Annotated in this window: 1 protein-coding gene; it reads left to right on the top strand. The window is 68.5% G+C overall.

The window, feature by feature from the left end; genetic code table 11:
- Positions 1-101 precede the first annotated feature (101 nt).
- Positions 102-559: SDR family NAD(P)-dependent oxidoreductase (locus tag AC1Q7F_RS32640; RefSeq protein WP_492512712.1), on the top strand; the 458-nt coding region annotated here is incomplete at its 3' end.

The following is a 559-nucleotide window of genomic DNA, read 5'->3' as shown; positions in this document are numbered from 1 at the left end:
GGCTAATCAAGGGGGAATGAAAGCGGCATTCTCACCTCAACACCGGGCCGCCAATGCCGGTCCGGCCGGATACACCCCCTCCAGATCATGAGGAAAATGTCATGGCCAACCAACATCGCCCCCTGGCCGGCAAGGCTGCTCTCGTCACCGGCGGCTCCCGCTCCATCGGCGCGGCCATTGCCCGTCGCCTGGCCGCCGACGGTGCCGCCGTCGCCATCACCTACAGCGCGTCCCCGGCCAAGGCCGAGCAGGTGGTGGCCGATATCGTGGCCGCCGGTGGCAAGGCCATCGCCATCGCCGCCGATGCCGGCGATCCCGCCGCCGTCCGCGCCGCCGTGGCACAGGTCGTGCAGCGTTTCGGCGCCATCGACATCCTGGTCAACAATGCCGGCCTGGGCCTGGGCGGCCCCATCGAGGAGATCGCCTTCGAGACGTACGAGCGGATGATCGCCGTCAACGTCACGGGCGTGTTCGTGGCCACCCAGGAGGCGGCGCGCCACATGAAATCGGGCGGGCGCGTCATCCATATCGGCTCCTCCATGACCCGCTATGCGGCGTT

Source organism: Niveispirillum sp. GW835-FHT14G11 (assembly GCF_058793615.1).
Note: the sequence above shows the minus strand (reverse complement) of the source record. Positions and strands in the feature narration are given on the sequence as shown.